The 21,576-nt window shown below is 56.4% G+C and carries 21 protein-coding genes and 2 tRNA genes; 3 read left to right on the forward strand and 20 right to left on the reverse strand.

The window, feature by feature from the left end; genetic code table 11:
- Position 1: 1 nt before the first annotated feature.
- From ACO079_RS05250 to ACO079_RS05290, 9 genes are all read right to left on the reverse strand, one after another.
- Positions 2-1,462, reverse strand: a complete 1,461-nt coding sequence (locus tag ACO079_RS05250; RefSeq protein WP_421792296.1) for a proton-conducting transporter membrane subunit — start codon at positions 1,460-1,462, stop codon at positions 2-4.
- Positions 1,459-2,988, reverse strand: a complete 1,530-nt coding sequence (locus ACO079_RS05255) for a monovalent cation/H+ antiporter subunit D family protein (protein ID WP_421792297.1) — start codon at positions 2,986-2,988, stop codon at positions 1,459-1,461. Before ACO079_RS05255 ends, ACO079_RS05250 begins: the two co-directional genes overlap by 4 nt.
- Entirely contained in the window at positions 2,988-3,464 is a 477-nt protein-coding gene (locus ACO079_RS05260; protein ID WP_421792298.1) for a sodium:proton antiporter, read from the reverse strand. Before ACO079_RS05260 ends, ACO079_RS05255 begins: the two co-directional genes overlap by 1 nt.
- Positions 3,461-3,907 carry a Na(+)/H(+) antiporter subunit B gene (locus tag ACO079_RS05265; RefSeq protein WP_421792299.1) on the reverse strand — a complete coding sequence of 149 codons (447 nt, stop codon included), beginning with the start codon at positions 3,905-3,907 and terminating at the stop codon, positions 3,461-3,463. The genes ACO079_RS05260 and ACO079_RS05265 overlap by 4 nt, the downstream gene beginning before the upstream one ends.
- Complete coding sequence (locus ACO079_RS05270; protein WP_421792301.1) at positions 3,904-4,470, reverse strand: DUF4040 domain-containing protein; 567 nt, start codon at positions 4,468-4,470, stop codon at positions 3,904-3,906. The genes ACO079_RS05265 and ACO079_RS05270 overlap by 4 nt, the downstream gene beginning before the upstream one ends.
- The gene (gene mnhG, locus ACO079_RS05275) at positions 4,467-4,829 is read right to left on the reverse strand and encodes a monovalent cation/H(+) antiporter subunit G (protein WP_421792302.1); all 363 of its coding nucleotides are present in this window, start codon (positions 4,827-4,829) and stop codon (positions 4,467-4,469) included. The genes ACO079_RS05270 and mnhG overlap by 4 nt, the downstream gene beginning before the upstream one ends.
- Positions 4,829-5,146, reverse strand: a complete 318-nt coding sequence (locus tag ACO079_RS05280) for a monovalent cation/H+ antiporter complex subunit F (protein WP_421792303.1) — start codon at positions 5,144-5,146, stop codon at positions 4,829-4,831. Before ACO079_RS05280 ends, mnhG begins: the two co-directional genes overlap by 1 nt.
- Positions 5,143-5,625, reverse strand: a complete 483-nt coding sequence (locus tag ACO079_RS05285) for a Na+/H+ antiporter subunit E (protein ID WP_421792305.1) — start codon at positions 5,623-5,625, stop codon at positions 5,143-5,145. Before ACO079_RS05285 ends, ACO079_RS05280 begins: the two co-directional genes overlap by 4 nt.
- A gap of 112 nt (positions 5,626-5,737) precedes the next feature.
- The gene (locus ACO079_RS05290) at positions 5,738-6,838 is read right to left on the reverse strand and encodes a DUF2336 domain-containing protein (RefSeq protein WP_421792307.1); all 1,101 of its coding nucleotides are present in this window, start codon (positions 6,836-6,838) and stop codon (positions 5,738-5,740) included.
- A 162-nt stretch (positions 6,839-7,000) separates the two neighbouring features.
- On the opposite strand from ACO079_RS05290, the gene ACO079_RS05295 reads away from it, so the two are divergent.
- Positions 7,001-9,286, forward strand: coding sequence for a S9 family peptidase (locus ACO079_RS05295; protein ID WP_421792309.1), 2,286 nt, complete (start codon positions 7,001-7,003; stop codon positions 9,284-9,286).
- A gap of 37 nt (positions 9,287-9,323) precedes the next feature.
- Here the strand turns inward: ACO079_RS05295 and ACO079_RS05300 are convergent, their stop codons facing one another.
- From ACO079_RS05300 to ACO079_RS05340, 9 genes are all read right to left on the reverse strand, one after another.
- Entirely contained in the window at positions 9,324-9,935 is a 612-nt protein-coding gene (locus ACO079_RS05300) for an energy transducer TonB (protein ID WP_421792311.1), read from the reverse strand.
- Positions 9,936-10,086: 151 nt separating this feature from the next.
- Positions 10,087-11,568, reverse strand: a complete 1,482-nt coding sequence (locus ACO079_RS05305) for a hypothetical protein (RefSeq protein WP_421792312.1) — start codon at positions 11,566-11,568, stop codon at positions 10,087-10,089.
- 64 nt (positions 11,569-11,632) lie between these two features.
- Positions 11,633-12,250, reverse strand: a complete 618-nt coding sequence (locus tag ACO079_RS05310; protein ID WP_421792313.1) for an energy transducer TonB — start codon at positions 12,248-12,250, stop codon at positions 11,633-11,635.
- 9 nt (positions 12,251-12,259) lie between these two features.
- Positions 12,260-12,664, reverse strand: coding sequence for an ExbD/TolR family protein (locus ACO079_RS05315; protein ID WP_421792314.1), 405 nt, complete (start codon positions 12,662-12,664; stop codon positions 12,260-12,262).
- A 15-nt stretch (positions 12,665-12,679) separates the two neighbouring features.
- Entirely contained in the window at positions 12,680-13,093 is a 414-nt protein-coding gene (locus ACO079_RS05320) for an ExbD/TolR family protein (protein WP_421792316.1), read from the reverse strand.
- Between the two features lie 5 nt (positions 13,094-13,098).
- Entirely contained in the window at positions 13,099-13,620 is a 522-nt protein-coding gene (locus ACO079_RS05325; RefSeq protein ID WP_421792318.1) for a MotA/TolQ/ExbB proton channel family protein, read from the reverse strand.
- Between the two features lie 15 nt (positions 13,621-13,635).
- Positions 13,636-15,039, reverse strand: coding sequence for a MotA/TolQ/ExbB proton channel family protein (locus tag ACO079_RS05330; RefSeq protein WP_421792320.1), 1,404 nt, complete (start codon positions 15,037-15,039; stop codon positions 13,636-13,638).
- A gap of 24 nt (positions 15,040-15,063) precedes the next feature.
- On the reverse strand, positions 15,064-15,825 hold the full coding sequence (locus ACO079_RS05335) for a DUF3450 domain-containing protein (RefSeq protein ID WP_421792322.1): 762 nt from the start codon (positions 15,823-15,825) through the stop codon (positions 15,064-15,066).
- Positions 15,826-16,374: 549 nt separating this feature from the next.
- Positions 16,375-16,450, reverse strand: a tRNA-Gln gene (locus ACO079_RS05340).
- A 120-nt stretch (positions 16,451-16,570) separates the two neighbouring features.
- Here ACO079_RS05340 and ACO079_RS05345 point away from each other — a divergent pair.
- Positions 16,571-16,647, forward strand: a tRNA-Pro gene (locus ACO079_RS05345).
- 150 nt (positions 16,648-16,797) lie between these two features.
- Positions 16,798-18,576: a signal peptide peptidase SppA gene (gene sppA / locus ACO079_RS05350; protein WP_421792324.1), complete on the forward strand. Its 1,779-nt coding sequence runs from the start codon at positions 16,798-16,800 to the stop codon at positions 18,574-18,576.
- 3 nt (positions 18,577-18,579) lie between these two features.
- Here the strand turns inward: sppA and ACO079_RS05355 are convergent, their stop codons facing one another.
- Positions 18,580-19,761, reverse strand: a complete 1,182-nt coding sequence (locus tag ACO079_RS05355; protein ID WP_421792326.1) for a DUF3667 domain-containing protein — start codon at positions 19,759-19,761, stop codon at positions 18,580-18,582.
- Positions 19,762-19,830: 69 nt separating this feature from the next.
- A complete protein-coding gene (locus ACO079_RS05360) occupies positions 19,831-21,486 on the reverse strand; it encodes a peptide ABC transporter substrate-binding protein (RefSeq protein WP_421792328.1) in 1,656 nt (551 codons plus the stop codon).
- Positions 21,487-21,576: the final 90 nt, after the last annotated feature.

Below are 21,576 nucleotides of genomic sequence, written 5' to 3' on the forward strand. Positions count from 1 at the left end.
CTTAAAGCTCCACCTCAAACACCGGTGCCAGAAATTCAGTCAATGGGCCAATCAGGAAAAACAGAACCGTAATGCCGGCCGCCGTGATGACCGGAGGCAATACGGCCAGGACAGGACCCGGCTTTTTCAATCCTTCTTTGGGCGGCGGATCAAAGAACCCGCGTGCTGACAGCGGCAGCAGGTAGGCGACGTTCAAAACCGATGACAGGATCAACGCCCCGATAAGGGCGAGCTGACCGGCGCTGGCGGCGCCGAGCATCAAATAAAGCTTTGGCCACATGCCACCAAAAGGCGGCAGACCGATGATGGCGAAGGCCCCGACGGTGAACGCGCCAAATGTCCAGGGCATCAAATGCCCCAGCCCCCGCATATCGGAAATCTCCGTCTTCTTGGTGGCGGTATAAATCGCGCCCGCGCACATGAAGAGTGTGATTTTTCCCCAGGCGTGCATGACGATCTGCAAAGCCGCCCCCAGAAGGGCAAGCGGGGCCGCGATCATCGCGCCCAACGTCACATAGGAGAGCTGGCTAACCGTCGAAAACGCCAGCCGTCGTTTCAAGTTATTGCTCGACATCGCAATAATAGATGCGAGGACAATCGAAATCGCCGCAATCCAGGCCAGCCACTCTGACGCTGGCGCTGACTGGATCGTCTCAGGGCCAAAAATGTAGGTGGCTACCTTTAAAATCGCGAACACACCTGCTTTCACAACGGCAACGGCATGTAGCAAGGCCGATACAGGTGTCGGCGCGACCATCGCGTTTGGTAGCCAGGGATGCACAGGCATTAAAGCCGCCTTGCCGATTCCAAAAGCGAACAGGATCAAAAGAACACTGGCAATCAGTGGTGTGACCTGGCTTTTGAGAAGGCCACCCACAATGAAATCCGTAGAGCCGGCGATAAACTGCGTCGCAATAATCGCAGGCAACAACAGGCCAATGGAGGTGCCAAGCAGAATAGCAAGATAGATGGCCGCGCCGCGCCGCGCATTCCCATCGCCCTTATGCGCGACGAGCGGATAGGTCGACAATGTCAATGCTTCATAAAAAACGAACATTGTCAAAAGGTTGGAGGCCAAAGCCACACCCATCGCACAGGCAATAGCGATCGTGAAAAAGACATAGAACCGGGTCTGGTTCTGCTCGTTATTGCCTCGCATATATCCGATCGAATAGAGCGAATTTACGATCCATAACCCACTTGCCACGGCGGCAAAAACGGCTCCGAGCGGCTCCAGCCTGAACCCGAAGGACAAACCAGTATCGCCAATGGCATAGGTCAGTTCCGGCCGGTCGCCTGTGACCGAAACCAAATAGGCAACATTTAATGCGAGCAGAACGGCTGCCGTCAGCGTTGCGCCTTCCCGGAAATTCGGCGTCTTGCCCAGCAGCCCAACAAACAGCCCGCCGATCAACGGGATCACGAGCGCGGCAATTAGAGCGATTTCAGGCGACCACATCATCGGCTTGCTCCTGCCAGCGCGGCCTCTGCGGCCGCATTGGCCAAGCCGACAAGAAATTCCGGCTCGAAGAAGAACCAGACATTCGCAATTGCAAGCACCCACATCGGCACCAACATCATCAGCGGTGCCCGGCTCGAAGCAATGGCTCCGGTGCGGTCATGGTGCGGCTTTGCCACCCAGATCGCCGCCAGCATGCGGGCAACATATGCCAATGCGATCAGCGATGAGATAATCAACGCCGCCACGGCCCACCACCAGCCATTTTCGAAGGCTGCGACGCCAAGATACCATTTCGACCAGAACCCGACTGTCATGGGGACACCCACGAGGCTGAGGCCTGCGATGGTGAAAGCAATTGCAGTAAATGGCATGGTGCGCGCGAAGCCGTTCAGATCGTCAATTCGTCTGACACCAAAGCGGATCGCGAAGGCTCCCAGCGCCATGAACAAGGCGCCTTTCATCATGGCGTGGTTCACAAGATGAAGCATCCCGGCGGATACGCCGGCCAGCGTGCCAATACCCAAGCCGAGCATCATGTAGCCAACTTGCGCGACCGAGGAGAACGCCAGCAATCGGCGCGCATCGTGTTGAAAGACCGCCTGGATAGAAGCCACCAGCATCCCGATGATGCCAAGGATTGCGAACACCCACAGGAAGCTGATCTGCACAAAAGGCGCTTCCGGCCAGAAGACGTCGAACGCGAACCGGACGAGCGTGTAGAATGCGACCTTGGTGGCCGTTGCCGCCAGAAATGTCGTTACGAAATTGGGCGCAAACGCATAGGCGTTCGGCAGCCAGATGTGCAACGGGAACATAGCCGCCTTGAGGCCCAAGCCGACAATGATGAAAGCAAAAGCAGCTTGAATTACCCGGCTGTCGCTCAATTCGGGAATGCGCCCGGCCATGTCAAACATGTTCAGCGTGCCGGTCGCCATGTACAGGAAACCCACCCCGATGACGAAGAACGTCGCGCCGATCGTTCCGAGGATCAGATAATTGTAAGCTGCTGTGAGGGCTCGTCTGTCGCCCGAAGCCCCCATGCCAACAAGAATGTAGGTCGAGATCGATGATATCTCGAGGAACACAAACATGTTAAAGGCGTCGCCCGTAATCGCCACCCCAATCAGTCCGGCAAAGCAGACCAGGAAAGCCGCATAGAACAAGGCTTGCCGGTTTTCCGCGATTTCATCTGCAACACTCGGGAGCGCGTAAATCACGCTCAACACGCCGGTAAAGGCGATGAGCAACAATAAGACCGCATTAAGATCGTCAATACGGAATTCAATGCCGGCGGGTGGCTCCCAGCCTCCCATTGCATAAGAGATCACGCCTACGCTCTGAACATTCACGGCAACGGCAATGGCGACGAGAGCGGAGGCCACCGTCGTAACCAAGGCAATGGTCCAGCCCGCTTTACCATTGGGCATCACGGTAGCGACCGCAGCCATCAATAGCGGGATGACGACGACGATCGCCGGCCCGTGCTCCATAATCTGGGCCGGCATCATAGCGGCTAGAAACTCCATCAGGTGTTTCTCCCGGCGCTATCGACAGCGTAATCTGCCTTGTTGATGTCGTCGTCTTCGATGGATCCATAGGTTTCGCGGATGCGCACAACCAATGCCAGACCAACCGAGAGCGTAGCGACGCCGACGACAATCGCTGTCAGGATCAGCACGTGCGGCAGGGGGTTGGAATAGATGGCCTCCGCCGCCGCTGTCGCCGTTTCCTCTGCGGAATACGCGGCATCCGGGCTGGCGTCGCCACCGCCGCTGTCATACCCGTTACCTTCCGACGAATAGAGCGGATAGGGCAGGATGGGCGGCTGCCCGCCAAATACCTTGCTGGTTGTAATGAACAGCAAAAATACCGACGTCTGGAAAAGCGAAAGACCGACCAGCCGCTTGACGAGATTGCCAGTGGCAATCACAGCATAAAGCCCGGTCATCATTAATATGATGACGACGATAAAATTGAAGCGTTCCGCAATGATTTCAATCATTTCCATTCCTCTTCAGGAATATCAGGTGCGCGGCTCGCAAAGGCATAGAAAATCATCATCATGACCGCAAAAACCGTCGTCAGGACGCCAAGCTCGATCACAATAATGCCGATCAGCTGGCCGGTTTTATGGGCCTGGTCAGGATGCAAGGCGTCATAGTCGAGATAGTTCGCGCCCAACAACAAGGACGCCACCCCTGTTCCGCCATAAAGCAGCACACCAAAGGCCCCCAGAAACTTTACGAATGTTGGCGGCACGGCGCGCTTTGCGTTGTCGACGCCAAATATCAGCGCATAGAGAATGACCCCGGCAGCAACAATGGTTCCGGCCTGGAAACCGCCGCCCGGGCTGTATTCGCCATGGAAGTGCACATAAAGGCCGTAAACGACGATTATCGGGATCAGCAGCTTCGAGACGACACGAAGGATAAGGTAGGGATTCACGATCGATCCTCCTTATCTTGGCGATTGCCATTCAGGCCCAGCAGCAGCATGACGCCAAGTCCAGCCGCGAAAATCACAACGACTTCGCCAAACGTATCGAACCCACGATAACTGGCCAGAATAGCCGTGACCACATTAGGCACGGCGACTTCGGAAGGTGTACTCGCGATGTAATCCATACCGACATAGGAGTTAGCCGGCGAATTTATATCTCCATAGACCGGCATATCGCCCACAGCATAAAACAAGGCCGCACCGGTAACGGAAACCACCGTCAGGGCGGCCCAATGCCGGCCAGAACCAATCGGCTCGGCTTCCCGGGCAGTCAAAAGCATCGCCGCGAGCATCAATACAGTTGAAATACCCGCGCCCACCGCGGCTTCGGTGAAGGCCACATCGACCGCATCCAGAGAGACAAACCACGCGGCGGACACAAGGCTATAAACGCCCATCAGCATAACCGCCGCGAAAAGATTTCGCAGGCGCACTATCGCAACCGCAATTGCCACAAGCATCGCCATCAGCGCGTAATCAAGCAGCTGGGTCCAATCGAACTCGCTCATGACTTTCCCTCCCCGTCACTGGACTCCCGCGGGTGCGGTGGCTGATGTCTGGAGAGCAAAGGATTGAGCCCTGCACGATGGGCCGCGTTGGCAACAGCGTGCGTGGCGGTCGGACTGGTCAGGAAAAGAATAAATCCGACGAGCGCCAGCTTGGCCGCCAGCAGCGTAAAACCGGCCTGAAGGATCAACGCCAGAATTATAAGTTCCGCCCCGAGCGTATCGGTGACACCCGCCGCATGAAGCCGCGTGTAAAAATCCGGCAAGCGAACCACACCGATGGCTCCGGCAAGCACGAATATAACGCCGATCGCCATCAGGATGGCGCTCACGATATCACGGATCAGTAATAGCGTTTCCATCAATCATCGTCCCCGTCTACGGCCCGCCGCAAGGACATCTGCGCCAGGGCGATCTCAAGCGAGCGGTAACGGAAAAACTTCAAGACAGCGATCGTCGCAACGAAGTTGATCAACGCATAAAGCAAAGCAATATCAACACCATCGGCACGCCCGACCAGCAGGCTGAATATCACGAGCAGCAAGACAGTTTTCGTGCCAAAAGAATTAGCGGCAAGCACGCGATCATACAAACTCGGCCCTGCGAGAAGACGCGCCAGCATAATGGCCATTGCAACCGTCATGGACAGCGCGGCAATCAGATTGACCCAATCCATCATTTCGCGCGTCCGTCTGTTGCGCGTGCCGCATTCAAATTCATTTCCGCGAAGGCGTCAGCATCTGAAAAACTGCCGTCCAGAGCATGAACCAATATCGCGTCATCCTCGACTTCCACCGAAACCGTGCCAGGGGTCAAGGTGATCGAATTCGCGAATACGCAGCGCGCGAGGTCTGTGTCCGCTTTGACAGGAACCCGAACGAGACGCGGCGTGATGTCGATTTCCGGTTTCAAGGAGGCTTTCACGACCGCAATGCAGGACTTTGCCACCTCTCCACCCAACCAGGTGTAGTATGGAATGAGTGTCGGTAGCCGCAGAAAGGGTGACGTTTCCCGGTCCAGAATACGCATGCGGAAAACAAGCACCATCGCGATAAAAACACTGGCGGCTCCAAATGAAAGCAGTATGACCTTGTCATAGCCGGACAAGATCCACCACAGCAGAGCCAGAACGAGGCTCAAACTTACTGCGTAGATCATCATGCCTCCCAAACCCGGACGCGCGAATACGCGCTGTGGAGAGGCTTTTAACCATGCCCATGCAGCTTGGCCAGTGCTTCAGGCCGATTCCTTCACATGAATTGTGACAAGACTATTTGGTACGGTCGCTTCCGGCTTTCGACCAATCCCAATAGCGTAAAACGGTCTGGGCCTTCTCAACAGACAACCCATCATAAATGTGCATCGCGCGGTCGCGCCCCCCGCCCTCGCGCAAACCGGACAGGGCAGAGCAAAGCTGGTCGAGCACCGAACGATCTGCGCCGGTCGCTTTGCAAAGAATGGCGAGAGGTTCGCCACCCAGATCCTCACAAATGCGAAGCGCGAGCGAATCGCTGATACCAGCAAGGAGGCCTAGCTCGCCGATTCGATCCCGGCTAACCCCTGACGACTGCATATTGGCGATAAGTCCTTCGAGCGACCCGTATGAGCTTTCTTCAGCTGCTTCGCGATTCCTTTGCCGGCGGTCAACAAAACGCAGCGCTCGGTTCACCAGCGGATCGGACCACCCCTCTCCGGCTGCCATGGCAAAGACGCCGTCTGCAGCTTCGATCATCAAGGTTCGCGAAACCGCAAATCGGGCGAGGATTGCCTTGCGATTAGTAGTGTTGCACGTCCAGAAAAGCTGAAGCGCAGCTCTTGGGCGCAATTCCGGTCGCTTCAGCAAGGCCGGCACATAGAGCTGATCATCCTGCGCAAGGCTGACAATGTGAGAAACGGTTGGCGCAGCAAACCGGGCCTGCGCATTTTTCAATAACGCGTGCACAACAGCGGGCTCACCTAAGGAGGCCAGGGCCGCCGTTACCGTCTCGGATACCCCATCTCGACGCGCAATCAGGACGCGGTGATCCAGTGTACCTAGTCTCGCAATTTCCATCAGGTCGAAATCAGACAGCGCACCCGAGGACGATAATAGCGGCTCTGCAATATCGATTGCATCCGCGGCAAGCAGCTTCACGATATTGGCTGGCGCATCCTTTATCTCTGCAAGGCGTTGGGCACAGCGTTTTCGAATCCGGGCGTCGCTATTGCGCAAGATCTCATGCAACAGATCGCCCACTATCCATCTTTCTTGCGGGCTGATCACGCTCGACGGCAGACAAATCAGATCAGCAAGACGCCGCGCCAGCACGCCGCGTGCATTGCCTACCTCCAGCGCCGTTTGAGAAAGAGTGAGGGGTTCAGACTGAGTCATTTGCTTACCTGTTAACGACGAAAATGCCGGGACAGGCGTTAAACAAGCGTGAGCGTGTATGAGCGCTGTTGGCAATCCGCACCAATAGCTGTGAAGCAGCTTGTCGCAAGCGCGCCAAGACAGGCATAATGATAGAGAACAAACGCTTTGAGGAGTTCGTCCATGTTACCGCGCATTCTTGCGTTCTGCAGCGGATTGGCGGCCATCGCCCTGCTAAGCGCCTGCAGCCCTGCAACAGAAGCCCCGAACGAGTCTGAAGTTGACCGCGATGCTTCGCCCGAAACTCAAACTGAAACGGAAGTCGAGACTGCCAGCATGAGCCTGATTGAAAGAGCCCTGCAGATCACGCCTCCAGTGGCCGAACAACGCCCTGTGACAATCGAACAACTCGGCCGCACACGTGTCGATGAATTTGCGTGGCTGCGTGACGACAACTGGCAGGAAGTGATGCGGGACCCGTCGGTACTTCAAGCCGACATCCGGGCGCATCTGGATGCCGAGAACACCTACTATGACGCGGTGATGGAGCCGACACAGGCCTTACAAGAGCGCATCTTTCAGGAGATCCGCGGCCGGATCCGTGAGGACGATAGCTCGGTGCCCGAACGAGATAGCGAATTTGAGTACTACACGCGCTATCGCGAGGGTGGGCAGTATCCAATTTACGCGCGCAGACCGGTCGACCCGTCTTCGCCCGAGGACGATGCCGAGCAAATACTTCTGGACGGCGATGCAGAAGCCGAAGGCATTGAATATCTGGACTTCGGAGGCGTATCTCACAGCCCCGATCACCGCTTTCTTGCTTATGCGGTCGATACGCGGGGGTCGGAATATTACGAAATCCGGATCCGCGATCTGGCCACGGGTGAAGACATCGCCACGATGACAGATGAAAGCACCGGGAATTTCACCTGGGCGAATGACTCCCAAACACTGTTTTGGGTCTGGCGCGACGATAATGGCCGGTCAAAACGCGTTTACCGTCAGGATCGCGGTTCTGAGGCCAGCGAGCTCATCTACGAAGAAGAAGATGACGGCTTTTTCGTCAATGTCGGAAAGACCGCTGGTGACAGCTATGTGGTCATTTCTACCTCTGGCCATACCACCAGCGAGCTGCGTCTGATTGATGCCAATGCACCGGAGAGCGAGGCCATTTTAGTGGCCGCGCGGGAGACCGATGTCGAGTATTCGCTGACTGAAACCGGAAACGGCTTTTATATCCGGACCAATCTTGGCGGCGCTGTCGACTTCCAGATCATGCGAGCGCCAATCGACGCCCCGCAGCGGGAGAATTGGGAAACCGTTATCGCTCATCGCCCCGGCACGCTGGTCACGGGACTTCTGGGTTTCAGAGACTGGATGGTCCGGGCGGAGCGGGAAAACGCCCTGCCGCGCATTGTGGTCCGAAATCTGGAGTCCGGCGAAGAGCATAGCATCGCGTTTGAAGAAGAAGCCTACTCTCTGGGCGTGAACCCGGGTTACGAGTTCGCGACCGACGAAATGCGCTTTTCTTACGAAAGCCCTGCCACGCCCGAAGAGACATATGACTACAATATGGCTTCGCGAGAGCGCGTTTTGCGTAAAACGCAGGAGGTTCCCTCCGGTCACGACCCTGCAGATTATGTGGTGCGCCGTATCATGGCTCCCGCACATGATGGTGAGATGATCCCGGTGACGATCCTTCACCACCGCGACACGCCTGTGGATGGGTCGGCTCCGCTGATGCTCTACGGCTATGGCAGCTATGGCATTACAATACCGGCATCGTTCCGCGTTACGCCACTTTCGCTTGTGGATCGCGGTATGATCTACGCTATCGCACACATTCGCGGCAGCCAGGCGCGCGGCTATAGCTGGTATCTTGATGGAAAGCTGGAAAACAAGATCAACACGTTCCGCGATTTCATTTCCGCCGGTGAGGCCCTGATCGAAGAAGGGTTCACGTCGCGCGGCGATATGGTGGCCTATGGCGGGTCAGCAGGCGGATTGCTGGTGGGTGCGGCGATCAATATGCAGCCCGACCTCTTTGCCGGCGCCATCGGAGCCGTTCCCTTCGTCGACGTCATCAACACCATGTCCGATCCGAGCCTGCCACTCACGCCGCCGGAATGGCCGGAATGGGGCAACCCGATCGAGGATCCAGACGCCTATGACACCATCGCGGAATACAGCCCCTACGATAATGTCGTGGCTCAAGACTATCCGCATGTGCTGGCAACTGCCGGCCTCACAGATCCGCGGGTGACGTATTGGGAACCAGCGAAATGGACAGCGCGGCTGCGGGACCGGCGGAACGATAATGGCCTGACACTGATGCGGACCAATATGGGCGCCGGCCATGGCGGAGCATCCGGCCGCTTTGATAGCTTGCGCGAAACCGCCGAGAACTGGGCCTTTGCACTTATGACGGTTGGCCTGGCCGACGCGGAAGCTGACGAAGCAGAGTAGGATTGGAGGCCGGGCTTCGCGCCCGGCCTCACCTCGTCTAGTCGGCAATCTGGAAATCGATCTGCGTCGTCAGATTTCTCTGAACCACAGGGTTGCCGTCAACAATTCTAGGCGAATACCGCCATCTTTCCATTGCGCGGACAGAATTCCGTTCAAACATGCCGCTCGTACAATAACTCGCGCGGATGTTGATCGGCACACCGTCCGGACCGATATCAAAATTCATCGTGCAATAGCCTTCAATGCCCCGTTCCAGGGCCCGCGGCGGATAGACCGGTGCTATCCGAACCATTGGATTTGTTTCGCGATCCGTGGCGTTCCAAGTGATGGCACTTGATTGGATCACCGTCTCCCCGAAGTCGGGAATCCCGCCAACCACAATCTCGAGCCCGTCGTCTGGCCGGCTGGCCGCCTCGACATCAATTGTGGGTAGCGGTGGCGGCGGATCAATACGACTGATATCCGTCATGTCCAGATCGCTGGCAGGCTCGACGAGTTCAACCCTCGGAAATAGATCAAGCGTCAGCTCGGTAGTGTCGGTATTGGGTGTTCCCTCAACCCGGATCAGCCCGCTCATAAAGGCGGCGAGAGATAGAGTGATCAGCCCGGCCAGTGGCAGGCTGATAGTTGTGCGTAAAATGCGTTGCATTCGGCGCTCCCCTTCCAAAAGCGCCCCCTCAAACCCCGAAAATGAACATCCTGTAAGATTGCGGCGCGGATAAGCCGGAAGCACGGCATTCTTGCCAAAGAAAAACCCCGGCAGGTCAGCCGGGGTTTTAGAGTTCAAGTTTCAGCTCAAACTAACCAGCGTCGCTGTCGCCTTCGGCCGCGGCAGCGGCTTGTTCAAAGCCCGGCCCGGCAATCTGCTGGCCGAACGAGTTGAAATAGGGCTGACACTCTTCAGGCACCGAAACGCGGATATTTCCTTCGTCGTCGATATCTTCCTCGGATCCGATAATCGTCGCAAGATTGATAGCATCCCGCACAACATTGCGGCAGCCTTCAACGGTTACACGCTCACGAAGCAGGCGGCGTTGATCTTCGGCATTGATCTCATTCGTGATGAAGGTGACCCAGCCATTGCAGGTTCGGCGGCTATAGGCATACCCACCGCACTGGCGGAACGCCTGGAGCGCACCCTGACGGTCATTTTGCTCATAGCGAACAGTTCCCAGCAGCGCGATGGCATCTCCGGGGCGGTTCAAACCGCCGCGGCTGATCGCCGTTTGAAACGCCTGCTCGGCTTCGGGCAACCGATTTTCCTGATAGTAGGCTTCGGCCAAATTCAGATAGTCGGACCCGTCACCTTGTTGAGCGACCGCTTCCAGCACCGGAATCGCACGTTCATATTCTCTCGCCTGACGCCAGATATTGGACAGGATTTCCAGATTCTCACGGTTGCGGGCGATACGGCCGGCATTCATTTCGCGTTCCATGATCACGCCGCCGCGATAGGGATACTCAAAATAGCTGTAATACTGGGCCAGCCTGACCAGCTCGCGTTCCTCACGCAACATACCATTGAGGTACATCAGCTTGTTGGCTTCGAACGCACCGGATTCGTTGTTGGTCTGCGCCATCAAGGCCACCAGAGACGTCCAGATATTCCGATCGCCAGGCCAGCGCTCAACCATATCTGAAATCAAGCGGAGCTGATCTGACGTGCGTTCCAATTGCTGATAGTACAATAACAACATATCATAATGACGCCGGTCGCGCGGACTCGCCAGATTGTATTGGGCCTCCGCATAGCGAAGACCGCCACTAAACCGATCAGCCTGTGCATAAGCTTGCGCCATCAGCATGGCGAGGCTGGACGTCAACTCGGCACCATCTCGGATAGCTTGCTCCAGAGAGTTGATGCCTTCCGTATACCGTTCGGAAATGATGTAGAGCTGACCGACATTTGTCCGCAGAGCGACGGCTTCATCGAAGGTCGCCGCGCCGGTATTCAACGCGCTTTCAAAATCGCGGATCGCATTCGCGATCTGTTCCTGATTATAATAAGCGACACCGCGCATGCGGAGAATAACGAAGCGCTCAAAGGAGTTGAGTTCCGTACTTAGAAGCGGATTGAGGTTGTTGAAAACGCAGCCATAATCTTCAACATCGAGGCATTCCTGAGCAGCCAGAACAGGCTCGCCAACCGCATTCGACATCGTCCGATTTTCGGCGCTGCCTTCCTGTTGATCGCGATTGCGTCGCTGAGCATCGGCATCCGGAATAGCAAATGCCGTTATCAGGACGGACGAGATTGCAAAAACAATAAATCTGCTCAACATTGATTTACCTTCGTCTTCGTTCGACTTTTTTAGCTAACTAGGCTGCAGGAAACGCCAATCCTGCCTACTCCGCCAAATTAAACTCGATCCGGGTTACCACGCCAACCCGCGTCTGGGCGACCCCGTCCACGATCCGCTGGCTGTATCTCCAACGCTCCACTGCGCGGATTGAAGCCCGCTCGAACATCCTGCTGGTGCAATTTGTTGCCTGAACATCGATCGGTGTCCCGTCTGGGGAAACATTGAACTGCATATCGCAATGCCCTTCCAGGCCGCGTTCCAATGCGCGGGGCGGGTATTGAGGCGGAATACGCACCAGTGGCTGGGCATCGCGGTCCGAGACGTTGAAGCTCACATTGCCCGAATTGAGGTCCGGCGCCTCGAATTCCGGAATGTTGCCCACAATGGTCGACAGGCTTTCTTGCGGCAGGTCGGCCGCCTGACGTTCAATCTGCGGTGGAGGCGGTGGGGGCTGAACCTGTTCCACATCCTCGATAGATGTGTCCCGTGTCCGGGCATTCAATTCTTCAACCTGAGGGTTGATGTCGAAGCTGAGATCATCCCCGACGTCTTCAATCTCGACCTCGTCAACGGAAATGAGCCGCAACATCAGCATGAAGAGAGCGAACGTGATAACGGCCGCAACAGGAACACCAATTATGATCCGAATCAGATTTCCCATAATCGCCTCCTATGGCTCGTCCGAGATGTGGACTTCTTCGACGCCAAGCTCGGTCAGCATTTCCTGAACATCCAACACTGTGCCAACCGGCGACCCTTCATCGGCCTGGATCATCGCCTCTGCGCGGGGGTTTTCCGACAGAAGCTGCTCCAGAACGCCGCGGATCTGATTCATCTCGTAAACATTCCGATTGATCCAGATTTCATCAGCTGAGGTCACCGCCACCAGAAGGGTCGGCTTCATGCGCTCGCTGCCCGCAACATCCGGGCGCAACACGTCAATGCCAGGCTCCTTCACGAAGACGGCCGTGACGATAAAGAAGATAAGAAGGATGAACACAACATCCAGCATGGGCGTCATGTTCAGTTCGACGTCCTCTTCATCCGTTTGTACGCGGCTCCTACGTCGCGCCATAATACCCTCCCCGGGCTAGTTGCCTTCTTCGTTCGATCGTTGGATCGAAACCGGAATTCCATTGCCGCGCATATCATCCCAAATCAGGGACACAGTTCCTGTTAAAGCCTCGTCATTCGGCTGAATCAAAACCGCACTCTGCGGGTTTTCAGCCCGAATCCGCTGCACTGCGGCGAGCACCCTGTCTTCACTGGTAGACCGCTGGTTCACAAAGACGCGATTCTCGGCATCAATCTGAACCAAAATCACCACGCTATCAGGGTTGTCCGGGCAATCTTCACACGGCGGCGGCGGACGCATATCAAAGCCCTGCTCTTGCAGGAAGGTCGCCGTCACGATGAAAAAGATCAGTAGAATGAACACGATGTCGAGCATCGGCGTCATGTTCACTTCGGCCTGATCGGGCTTTCTACTGGCTCGTCTACGCATAGCGCCTACTCCAGTTCGAGTTTGTCGGCGAGAACGGCCGTGCGATACCGAGCCAGACGCTCGATCTGGTTGGAGAAAACCAGACCTGACAGCGCCGCCACCATGCCCGCCATTGTTGGGATGGTTGCACGGGACACACCGGCTGACATCGCGCGAGCATCCGACGAGCCTGAAACGGCCATCACGTCAAACACCTGCACCATGCCGGTCACCGTACCCAGGAGACCGAAGAGCGGTGCAACAGCAACGAGCGTTTTGACAAGCTCGACATTGTTTTCCGCTTTCTGCTTGGCCTCGGAGATCAGCTGATCACGGATCGCGTGAGCGTGCCATGATGTCCGGTCGGACCGTGCGGACCATTCCTTGAGAGCGCGCTTGGCATCGCCCGCCTGGGCGAAGAAGAAGTATGCCAAGCGCTCAAGGATGAAGGCCCACATCACGAACGTCAGCGCCATGATCCAGACGAGCACGAAGCCGCCTCGATCCAGGAACTCGTTCAGTCCGCCAAGGGCTGCTTGGAAATCCATATTCTGGACCTCCCCTTAAGCCGAGCCGCCAGCACGCTCTTCCGCATGGCGCGCCACGATACCGGCTGCTTGCTCTTCCAGCGTCTGCTGCACACCGCGCGAGAAGCTGGATGCGAAGCTGTGAAGGAACAACAGCGGAATGGCGGAAATAAGGCCGAGCACCGTGGTTACGAGCGCTTCGGAAATACCGCCAGCCATGATGCGCGGATCGCCAGTACCGAAGAGTGTGATCTGTGTAAATGTCCGGATCATACCGGTCACCGTACCCAGAAGACCCAACAGCGGTGCGATACCAGCTGCGAGCTTCAGGAAGTTGAGACCAAATTCCAGCTTCGGCGTTTCTTTGAGGATGGCTTCATCCAGCTTCAGCTCGATGACTTCCTCATTGTGATCCTTGACGGATTCGTAAGCCAGCATGACGCGGCCAAGCGAATTGCCTCTTGACGGGGTCGAACGGCGTTTCTGGCCCGCAACCGCCATGGACTCGAGCACCAGCATCAACAAGCGGAAGAGGCCGAATGCGACAGAAACCGCGAGGAGACCCAGAATGATCCGGCCCACGATACGGCCTTGATTGATCCGCTCGCCCAGATCCGGAATATCCCGGTAGACAACCAGAAGACCACCACGCGACGGATCAACCGGACCCGAAACGATCGTGCCACGATCAGCGTTGAACAGCTCAACAGCCGGACCTGTAATGCTGGCCGGCGGCTGCGCGCCAAGCGCGATCAGGCTATAATCGGCGTCGCCGATTGCGTTTTCTGGCAGCGTATATTGGGCAAAGACCGCCTCACCGCCACACACCGCGTAGGCGACGAACACACCGACGCGGACAACCGAGTAGCCGCCAGCGCAGGTCAAGTCAGCCACAGGGGCTTCGAACGAAGAGATCTCCGCCTGGTAGATCATCTCGGCGGTGATACCCCGCCAGATTTCATCCAGTTCTGCGCGAGTCGGCAGGACGCGGCTGTTGGACAATTCGATCAGCGCATCGGCGCGGCCCGGGTGTTGGGCGCTTGCAATCGAGCTGTCGATCAGTGAGCCGAATTCGCCAGCTGTCTGGCGCGCAACACCGAACAATTCACCGAATTCGCCCTGGGCGACGCGGAGCTCCTCGGCGAGTTCGTCGATCCGGCCCTGGTTCGTTGCGAACTGCGCTTCAAGCGCGTCGGCTTGTGATTCCAGAGCAGCAAGCTGCGAGCGTGCGCCGGCCAGCAAAGAGGTCTGCTGGTTGCGTTCTGCCCGGAAGCGTTGCAGGCGTTCCTGATTTTCAGCTGAGGCCTCGCGCACATCAGAGCGCAACCGGTTCAGCAATTCATTGATGTTGGATGCCGGCGCGGACTGGGCGAGAGCGCTGGCAGTACATGCGGCCCCGAAGGCGACCGCTGCGGCAAGTGTTTTGAGATTGATCTTCATCACAAATTCTCCGTCAGGGCCGGGTTACTGGGCTTCCGAGCCGGGAAGCGGCACGGTGAAGACTTCAGGGGTCGTAACTTCGCGGGCAATCCGGAAGGCACGCTGAACATCGTTATTAAAGCTCGCAGGAACGTCCATCCAGCCTGAACCATCACGATAGAGCATGGACAGGCTTTCATCCGGGTTCTGACGGATCAGAACCGTGCGGCCAACCTGCAAATATTCGTAGGTTACGTCGGAGTCGTCCACGATGGTGTCTTCCGAGTAGGTGCGAAGTCCGCGGCCATAAGACGCTTCGATTTCGTAGCGGTTCAGAATGACGCGGTATTTTTCAGCTGCGGACACTTCCGGGTCGTCAATGAGGTCATAGAGCTCATCAATTTCCGCCAGACGGTCTTCCTGCTGGAAGGGCAGATCAAGCTCGACAAACTCACGGAGGTTGTCGACCATCTCCCGCAACATCGGAATGAGATCGCGCTGGATATTGCCGACACTGTCGATCTGCAATTGAAGAGAGGCAATTTCATTGTCTTGCGACTGAATGAAAACTTCCTGCTGGGCCACGTAGAGCCGCTGGCTTTCGATCTGCTGCAGCAAGGCCCGGTATTCGAGCTCTGCATCAGTGCGCTGATCATCAATGGAATCGATCTGCGACTGGGTTGAAGCCCCGTCCTGTGTGGATTGGGCACCTGTGGAGAGTGCCTGTTGGATTTGCGCATTCGCGACACCGGCCCCACCGACGGAAAGAACCGCCGCTGCGACAGAAGTGCAAAGCCACTTTTTCATGTTCGCCATGTCTCGCCTCACGTTGAACAGCGCAGCAGTGCATCTGCTACGCCTGACTGACTGTTTTCGCTTTGCCGGCGCCCCCGCGCCGGATTAAGCCCCTGCTTGTTCTGAGGCCGGACGGCGTACTCGTACCGGCCCGAACCTGCAGATTCGAAAAAAGCGGGAAGAAACCTCGAAACAACCCCTTCCCCTCGCTTTGCGGAAGTTTGCCTTCCGTCTCGTTTGGCGATTTCCGCCTTCTTGGTGTCGGACGCTAAACAAGAGCCGCGCGTCAATCAATAGAGGTATACGGCATCAATGCGGTTCAAAACGCATTTTGTTGATGGTTTTTCGTGTAGTCGGGGTATTGGCTGCAAACGCCTGCCTTCACACGCGAATTCAACCCATCTCAGGTTAAGGGTATTCGGCTGAACGCGAAGGTTCACAAAAATTTGTTCTAAGCCGCGCTGTAAAAAGTTGCCGTGTTTTTCAAGATCAGTGCGTTCGGATCGCTCTTGGCGATCGACCCGATCAATTGTCTTTGATTCAATTTCCGCGGAAAAATGATGGCTGGGGCGGGAGGACTCGAACCTCCGCTCTTCGGTACCAAAAACCGCTGCTTTACCAACTAAGCTACGCCCCAGCAGGCGTCCGCATTGCGCGGCGGAGGCGCTAGATAGACTCTCACTGCACATGATGCAACGGGGTGATGCTGTAGTCATTGAATCCTGCAAACGAGTTGGCTATAAGCCCGCGCTCCGGTCGGAGTATAGCTCAGCCTGGTAGAGCACCGTCTTCGGGAGGCGGGGGTCGCAAGTTCAAATCTTGCTACTCCGACCATTTGCCGCTTCCGCTCTGCTGCCCTCGTGGTTTTCCGGGCACAGGCTCGAACAATCTCTCACGATAAAGACGCAGGCGCTGGCTTTTCCTGGAGCCTTGGCGTGCAATATTATCTGCAGAGAATTTCCGGTTCCAGCTTCAGGGCGTTTCATGAAACAGTTTTTCATCACTTTGTTCGGCTCGATAGTCGGCGTCATTATTGGCTCCATTCTAACCGTCTTCCTTTTGATCTTCGGGCTGATTGGATTGTTCGCCTCACTCGGTGCGGACGCTTCTGAAAACGCCGCACTACCACCGGGGCGCATGGTTCTCGAGATTGACCTTCGCGAGCCGCGGCTGGATCAACCCTCCCGGTCTCCGTTCGCATTCGCAGATCCAGCCTCACTGGTCGATCTGGTTCGCTTGATCGACAGAGCGGGGGATGACAACCGCGTTGCGGGGCTGTTCATCCGCGCCAACGAATTTGGAATGGCTGCCGCCGAGGCCGAGGAAATCCACCGTGCCCTGTCTGCATTCCGGGAGACGGGCCGCCCCGTTCTCGTCCACTCACAGGGTTTCAGTGGGACATCCGTAACCAACTACCTTGCCGTTTCAGGCGCAGATGAGATCTGGCTGCAAGACACAGCGAACTTTTCCTCAGCCGGCCTCTCAGGTGAGATCGCCTTTTACGGCGATACGCTCGAGCGGATCGGGGCGGATGCCGAATTCATTCGCTTGTTCGAATACAAGAATGGTCCGAATGGCTTTACGGAGTCTGGATTCACGCCGGAACACCTCGAATCGACCCTCTCCTATTTCCAGTCGATCTATGACACGGCACTGGAGCAGTCCGCGCAAGGCCGCGGGATCGACCTGGAATCCCTTCGCGAACTGATCGAGAATTCACCCCACAGCGCTGAAGATGCTCAGGCAGCCGGCCTGGTCGACGAGCTCAGCCATGTCGCCGCGGCACGGGATGCAGCCATCCGTCTTGCGGGCGGCAATGCGACGATCACCGACATCGAAGATTATCGCCTAAGCGGCGTTCTGATTCGTCCCGGTCCACGCATCGCGCTGGTGGAGGGCCAGGGCGCGATCGTAACGGGTTCTGGAATCTCCTCGCCATTCGGCGGCGAACCCGTTATTGGAGGGGACTCCATGGCAGAAGCCATCTCCGCAGCGGCAGCAGCCAATCCGGAATCAATCATTGTCCGGGTGGATTCACCCGGCGGATCAAGCATTGCCTCCGATCAGATCTGGGACGCTATCCGGCGGGCACGCGAAGATGGCATTCCGGTCGTTGTCAGCATGGGCGGCGCCGCCGCGTCAGGCGGCTATTATATTGCCGCTCCGGCAGATCATATTGTTGCCAACGCAACGACGATAACCGGCTCCATAGGCGTCTATGGGGGCAAGATTGATCTTGGTGAGACCTTTGGTCTTTTGGGAGTCAATTTTGAACAGGTCACAGTTGGCGGAGAATTTGCCTCGGCCTATTCGGGCAGCGAGAGCTGGACGGAATCGCAACGCAATGCGGTCGAGGAGACGCTGGTCGATATCTATCAGGACTTCACAAGCCGGGTTGCCGAGGGCCGCGGAATGGATTTGTCGGATGTCGAGAACATTGCGCGTGGCCGCGTCTGGACAGGTGAACAAGCACTGGCAAACGGCCTCGTCGACGAGATTGGCGGTTTCATGGAAGCGGTTGCAGCCGCGCGCGAGCTTGCCGGAATCGAGGCTGAGCAAACTGTAAATCTGCAGCGTTTTCCGAGACAACAAACACCGTTTGAAGCGTTTCAGGATATTTTCGGCGTGTCCGCTGAAGGGGCCCAATCATTGGCGCAACTCAATGCGCTCATGAACACGCCCGAGTTTCGGGTTTTGATGGAAGCGCGACAGGCTAATCAGCAAGGACGCGAACTGCGGGGAAATCCAATCGAACCGCGTTAGCGATCAAGCCGCGAGAACACCGATGAATATCAGGAGCAACGCTGCAAAGCTGAGCACGATAAGATAGGTGAAATCGAGGGTGATCGTCCTGACGATGGACATGAAACGACCATGCTCATACACGGCTCGGTGTATCCGGTAGACGTAATAATTACTCCAGATCAGAAAGATCAGGATGCCCCAGCCGCCAATGACGGGGTTGGCCAGCTGTAACAAGAAAAACATGACGAACAGAAAAGCGTGGAGGTGAAGCGAGACGATCAAATGGTCGTAGAAATAAAACCCACGCCGCCAGATCTGGCCGATCGCCAAAACCAGCGCATAGACCGGCAGCAATCCGAACATGAGCCGGGGTAGCCATCGCTCCATCGCATCGAACAGCAGGCCGGGTTCGTCAATGACGCGCTCAAACTGACCGACCAGCTGGCGTCGGGCCGGTAATGGAAGCCAGGACAAGCCGCCCGTATCAATTGAAACCTGGATATCTTGTGGATCCCCCACAACGACTTCCGAGCTGGCTGCCACCTCTTCACCTGGAAAGTCTTCTGGAATCAATCCACGGCGCAGCTGGTCTTTCATCTCTTCACGCATCGATTGCGTATCAAACACTTCAGCCAGTGCTGTTTCGCTGATATCGGGCGTTTCCAGGTCTGCCGGCCGATTGCCGATTTCACTTTCTAAGCGTTCGGCAAGTTCGGGATTGCTTTGCGCCAGCTCTCCAAGGGTCTCTTCAAGTTGGGCGCGCTGCTCCGGATCAAGCTCGGCAGCGTTGACCATTCGATTATCCCAGCTGCCATTGGAGAAATTGAAGAGAAGGAAAAACGCGATACTGGCAAAGAGGTATAATCGGAAAGGTTGGACATAGCGCGCCCTCACCCCTTCAAGATATCGGCGTGTCAGATAGCCGGGCCGGAACATCAAAGCAGGAAGGGTCCGCCAGAAACGCCCGTCAAAACCGATTAAACCATCCAGAACTTCCGAGATCAGGGTCCAGACTGGCCGGTGAAAGTTTGCACTGTCCTGACCACAGCTATGACAAATGCGTCCGCGCAATGACGTACCGCAATTCGAGCACTCGCCATGCGTTTCATTTTCAAATCTGGAATGACTTGAGTGACGCCGCGAAGCGCGGGCTTCCTCTGCTGCCGCATCGGCTATCACGCCGTCCGAAATTGGATCAGACACGAAAAAACCCTCCCCCACCGGGCATTAAAGCCGATGGGAGAGGGTTTTGAAAGTTGAGTATTACCTCAATTACTCGGACGCTGTATCGCCAGAGCTTCCAGCATCAGCGGTTTGCGCCGAATTCAGACACATAAACCGTGTCCGGTGGATGTGGACGACATTGTCTTCCCAACCTGTCACGTCCGGGCTGACGACAGCGCGATTGACGTAGAACACGATCGGAATGAGCGGCATGTCATCGATCATCGCCTGCTCGGCCTCGGCAAGAAGGCTTGCGCGAACTTCCATGTCCAGCTCGCGATTCCCGCGGGCAAGGAGATCATCATACTCCGCATTGCGATAGCGGGAGTAATTCATCGGGATCGAACGCTCTTCCGCCAGGAACAGGAAGTTGTAAGGGTCATTATAGTCGGCAATCCAGCCACCATCACCAATTTGGTAATCGGCCGAGCGCAGATTTTCATAGTGAATCTGGGTTTCGATCTGGACGATCTCGACATTCACCCAATCCGCAATGCTTTCCCAATCCTGCTGGACCACCGGCGCAATACGCGGGTTGTCGCCCGTTGACCGGTGCGTGTACTCGAACTCCAGCGGATTATCGGGACCATAACCGGCTTCGACGAGAAGCTCACGCGCGCGCTCGCGGCGCTGCTCCATCGGCCAATCAGCCCATTCCGTCGAAACGCCACCGGCATAGTTGGCGACATTTGGCGGAACCAGCGAATACGCTGCTGCGCGGCCATCGCGGTAGATTTCGTCCGCCAGAAATTCGCGATTGATCGCCATGCCAAGCGCATTGCGAACCCGCACGTCGGAGAACATCTCGATGTCGTTATTCATCGAGAAATAGACCGTACCCATATAGGGATAGACACGTACATATTCAGGGATCTCTCGGCGCAGCCGATCAATGTGCTGGCCAGGAAACTCGTTGTTGACGTGTAGCTCGTCATTTTGAACGCGGCGGACTCCAGCAGAAGAGTCGACTGTTGGATAATAGAAGACCTCGTCGATGCAGACATTTTCATTGTCGAAGAACAGTTCATTGCGTTCCACATGGACGAAATTATTGGTGGACCACTGTACCAGCTGATAAGGGCCATTCACCTCGATATGTTCGGGCTGAACCCATTGATCGCCCACTTCCTCCACAACATGGCGTGGCACCGGGAAGGTGGTGTAATGGGTCAGCAGTCCCGGCAGATAAGGTGCCGGGTTCTCGAGCCGGATCACAAACGTATCGTCATCAACGGCCTCAACACCGACCGCTTCCGGTGGCATCTCGCCCTGGTTCACAGCCTGTGCGTTTTCGATCGGATAGAGCAGGGAGGCATATTGAGCCAAAGTTGCGGGTGCCAGAATTCGCTGAATAGCGTACTCAAAATCATGAGCTGTGACAGGCACGCCGTCAGACCAGGTCGCCTCACGAAGCTCGAACGTCCATGTCAATCCGTCTTCACTGACTTCCCAGCTTTCGGCCATTCCTGGAATCGGAGAGCCGTAAACATCATCGGTGAACAAACCGATGAACATGTCGCCAATGATATTGTTTTCCCACGTGCCGCTGGCCTTGTGCGGATCCAGCGTCAGAGGTTCAGCACTATTGCCCCGGTGAAGGGTAACCAGATCGGAGTCAACATCTCCCGATCCGCCACACGCCGCCAGCAATCCGGCAGACACCGTCATTAACAAGGCAGTCCGAAACTTGGTTTTAGTCGTCATGGTCAGGACCCTCTCCGTTCCCGATCTGAAAGCTGTTTATCGCTAACTGATAATTGCGGCCCGAGGTCGACAGACCCCTTGGCGTCCCTC

Origin of the sequence: Hyphobacterium sp. (assembly GCF_965228115.1) — a bacterium.
In the GTDB taxonomy this organism is placed as follows: domain Bacteria; phylum Pseudomonadota; class Alphaproteobacteria; order Caulobacterales; family Maricaulaceae; genus Hyphobacterium.